The following is a 4,655-nucleotide window of genomic DNA, read 5'->3' on the forward strand; positions in this document are numbered from 1 at the left end:
TGCTTGCTATTAAAGTTATAAGCGTTAAGCGTGTATTTAGCTCTATCGATCATACCGCATTTAAAGAAATTAATTAAGAAGTATAAGTGAAGCTATTGACGATGATTATCAGCATTGATACAATAATACCGACAAGAGTGTCGGTTTGGAGGTTGTTTATGAAATGAAAATGGAAGCTGATGAAAGAAAAAAGCAGATTAGACAAGCAGCTATGAAAGTCTTTTTGGACAAAGGGTTTAGAAATACAATCATGAATGACATTATGGAAGCTACCGGGCTTTCTAGAGGTGGATTGTATCATCATTATGGTTCTACTTATGAAATTTTATATGACATTATGGTAGAAGGTAATTTGAATAGAAAGGATATGGTTAAAAAATCAATTTATGCTGAAGATTTGATATTAAGTCCACAGTTGTTTTCAAAAATAATCATAGACAAGATACTTGCAGATAGTGATTATGTAAAGCTTTATGCTATGTTTTTATGTGAGTTAAAAGAAAATGATGATCTGAAAGACTTATATGTGAAAATAAAAAAAGAGTCCATACAAGTATTTAAAGAATTGTTTTCTACTTTGTTTAACGAGTTACCGTCTGATGAGACATTTGAATTTATGGTTAATATTATAAATTCTGGATTGATGGCTTGCGAAATTTTGAATGCACGTGAGAATTTCATAAAAAATAAGAAATATCTAACTGAAATGATAGAGACTTATTTTACTAATGTAATGAAAAAAGATGATGAAAGGAGTTAAATTTATGGATTTATTAAAAAAATACATTAAGAGAAATAAAGCACCATACTTTATTTCTGTATTGTTTGCAATACTTGGAGTAATTTCAAACCTTTTTGTATATATTATTCTAAGTAAGATGATCATATCATTGATTGATAGTAGCCAAGATTTTTATTACTATATAAATAAAATTTTCTTGATACTTTCATGTCTTGTAATCAAAGAAGTGTTTATGTTTTTGTCAACAATGATTTCTCATAAAACAGCCTATCAAATAATACGAGATATAAGAAAAAGTCTTATGGAAAAATTATTTAATATGCCATTAGGAGACATATTGAATGAGTCTACCGGTAAGTTAAAAGACATAATTGTAAATCAAGTTGATAATACTGAAACAACATTGGCTCATATGATTCCTGAGATGACAGCTAATTTAGTCGGACCGATAATATTATTTGTTTATATGTTAATTTTAGATTATAGATTAAGTTTAATATCTTTAATTCCATTAGTTATTGGTGGATTCTTTATGGCAGGGCCTATGAAAAGGATGAAGGTAAAGTTTCCACAAGCAGTTAAAATTGGCCAAGATATGAATAATTCTGTAGTTGAATATATAAATGGAATAGAAGTTATTAAAACATTTAACCAAGGCGAAAAATCTTACAAAAAATACAGGGATAATGTGTATAAAAAGGCAAATTATTATTACGATTGGATGGGAGAAAATACAAGAGACTATGCGATAAGTATGTCTATTGCTCCGGTTGGTATTTTGACAATTATACCCTTTGGTTTATATTTCTGTATGAATGGTTCACTAGATGGTGGCGTATTTTTAACATTGATCATTCTTTCTTTTGGGACTATTCAAAACATTATGAGAGTAATGACTTTTGAGGATGATATTGGAAGAATGTCAACTATTTTCGAAGAGATTAAAAATATACTTTGTGCGAGAGAATTATCTCATAACAATGCAAATCTAGATATAAAAAATCATAATATAGAGATGAAAAATGTAGATTTTTCTTATGAAAAAGATAAGCAAGTCCTAAATAATATAAATATAAATATAGAAGAAGGATCTGTGAATGCTTTAGTAGGTGAATCGGGTTCGGGAAAGTCGACTATTGCAAAACTAATTTCAGGATTTTGGGATGTAGATAGTGGTTCTATAAGTATAGGAAATGTAAATATTAAAGACATGTCCCTTGAAAAGCTATCTAGTACCATTTCCTATGTAGCACAAGATAATTTTCTTTTTGATATGTCAATTAAAGATAACATCAGAATAGGAAATAAAAATGCTAGTGATGAGGAAATAATTGAAGTATGTAAGAAATCAGCCTGCCATGATTTTATAATGAAGCTGTCAGATGGATATGATACGAGAGTAGGAGAAGCCGGTAAACATTTATCTGGAGGAGAAAGGCAAAGAATATCAATTGCAAGAGCTATGATAAAGAATGCTCCAATAGTTATTTTAGATGAGGCGACCTCTTATATCGACCCTGAAAATGAGGCTTTGATTCAAGATGCAATATCAGAGCTTGTCAAAGGAAAAACTTTAATTATAATTGCCCATCGTTTAAAGACAATAATCGATGTTGATAATATATTTTTAATTAAAAATGGAGAAGTTGCTTGCAAAGGAAGCCATGAAAAGCTTTTGAAGGAATCAAAAGATTATCACGATCTTTGGGTAACTGCCTTGAAAGGAGAAAAAGATGCTTAGTGTTTTTAAAAAAATATGGAGTTTTTCTGTTGAAGAACAAGTGCATATAAAAAAATCAATCTTTGCTAATTTTTTCGGCTCTATTTTTAATGCTTTACAATTTGCAGCAATTTATTATGCGATATTTGGGATAGTAAACAAGGATATAAGCTTCAAAACAATAGGAATATCAAGTTTATTTTTATTAATTAGTATAGCCGGAGTAATTATTTCAAAAAATTCCTCTATGCTCAAACAAACACATGCCGGATATTTTATGGCTGGACACAAGAGAATTGAATTAGGTGAAAAAATAAAAAAAGTTCCCATGGGATTCTTCTCAAGTTTAAGTTTAGGAAATTTAACAACTATTGCGACTACTAACTTAGATAATATAGAGACTTGGGTTCCAACTTTGTGTATTATGGTTTTCGGTGGTATGCTTAATGCTATTGTTTTTATCTTATCCTTATTTTTGTTTTCTTATAAGGTAGGTATTGTAGCAATAGTTGGTTCTATTGTATTTTTAATGATCATTGCTCGTATGCAAAAAAGGTCAAGTAAAAATGCAGATAAGATTCATGAGATTCAGATATCACTTACCAAAGAAGTCTTATCAACATTGCAAGGAATGCAAATTATAAAATCATATAATCTACGAGGAAGTAATAATAAAAAACTTGACAAGAGCTTTGATGGTGCTAGTAAATATTCTTTTGATTTAGAAAAAACTATAATGCCATATAGTTTATTAGCTAAAATCATAATAGCTATAACAATTTGTTTGATGTTGTTTATTTCAATAAAATTATATTTTGTTGAAAATGGTCAAATAGTCAATACTATTATGATACTTATAGCAAGTTTTGTAATATTTGACGGGCTTATTACATCTGGATCTGCTATGGCAATGCTAAGAATGGTTGAGAATGCGATAGATTCTTATTCTTACGTAAATGATATGGAAGATATGGAAGAAGGAGAGGTTTCAGAGCCTATAAAAAATCATGATATAGTCTTTAAAAACGTTTCTTTCTCTTATGATGACAGACCAATTTTAAAAAATGTATCAGCAGAGATAAAAGAAAATACCATGACTGCCATTGTCGGCCCATCTGGATCCGGTAAGACAACATTTTGTAATCTAATAGCGAGATTTTGGGATGTAAACTCTGGAGAAATTTTAATAGGTGGAAAAAATATTAAGGATTATAAGATAGAAAATCTTATGAATTCAATTTCCATGGTATTTCAAGACGTCTATCTCTTTGAAGATACAATTGAAAACAATATAAAATTTGGTAAACAAGATGCAAGCCATGAAGAAGTAGTTCAGGCTGCCAAAAAAGCAAGATGCCATGAATTTATAGAAGCTTTACCGGAAGGATATGACACTATCATTGGGGAAGGTGGAGCAAGTCTATCTGGGGGAGAAAAACAAAGAATATCTATAGCAAGAGCCATGCTAAAAGACGCAGGCATCATAATCTTTGATGAGGCAACTGCAAATATAGATCCGGAAAATGAAGATAAACTTAAAGAAGCAATAGAACAACTTACAAAAAATAAAACAGTCATCATGATTGCCCACAGACTAAAGACAATAAGAAATGCAGATCAGATTTTAGTCTTAAAAGCAGGAGAAATAGTAGAACGTGGAAATCATGAAGAACTGATTAAAAATAATGGACTTTATTCTGACCTTATAAATGCAAAGGCTAAGGCAGAATCATGGAAGTTAAATAATTGATAGGAAGAAATATTAAAGTCTTTGAACCGGTAAATTTAGTTAAGAGGATTTATGCCTTAGAGCATAAGTCCTCTTTTATTAAGTTCCCAAGCAAAAGACAACAGAAAAGGAGAAGCCCTATTTGCGACTGGATACCAATGCAAAAAATGTTCGCGCCAGGAGGATGTATAAGACGTTAGGTTACCGAGAGATAGGCATTGTAGACACCACCTTTAACGGTATCCCCGGCGTGGAATTAGTGCTTCTGGAGAAAATAGCGACAATAGAATAAAGAAGACGAACTCCCACAACGGATTTAGAGTGACCCCTAAAGTTGGTCAAAATCGAGTAAGCATTTCGCTTGCTCGATTTTGTTTTACACAACGTATTTTCTAAGCGTATGCATGCGTTCGTGGTATTGCTTCGGACTTTGACCTCCTATCTAAAGCCATTTGCCATTTTAT

At 31.0% G+C, this 4,655-nt stretch carries 3 protein-coding genes; all 3 read left to right on the forward strand.

The annotated features are described in order from the left end of the window. Positions 1-163: 163 nt before the first annotated feature. From HMPREF1863_RS05270 to HMPREF1863_RS05280, 3 genes are read left to right on the forward strand one after another with little or no spacing between them, the layout of a single operon-like run. Entirely contained in the window at positions 164-760 is a 597-nt protein-coding gene (locus HMPREF1863_RS05270; RefSeq protein ID WP_068368156.1) for a TetR/AcrR family transcriptional regulator, read from the forward strand. 4 nt (positions 761-764) lie between these two features. Next, on the forward strand, positions 765-2,483 hold the full coding sequence (locus HMPREF1863_RS05275; protein WP_068368163.1) for an ABC transporter ATP-binding protein: 1,719 nt from the start codon (positions 765-767) through the stop codon (positions 2,481-2,483). After that, positions 2,476-4,212 (forward strand): ABC transporter ATP-binding protein, encoded by a 1,737-nt coding sequence (locus HMPREF1863_RS05280; RefSeq protein WP_068368164.1) that lies wholly within the window; start codon positions 2,476-2,478, stop codon positions 4,210-4,212. Before HMPREF1863_RS05275 ends, HMPREF1863_RS05280 begins: the two co-directional genes overlap by 8 nt. Positions 4,213-4,655 lie beyond the last annotated feature (443 nt).

Source organism: Aedoeadaptatus coxii (assembly GCF_001553115.1).
GTDB lineage: Bacteria > Bacillota > Clostridia > Tissierellales > Peptoniphilaceae > Aedoeadaptatus > Aedoeadaptatus coxii.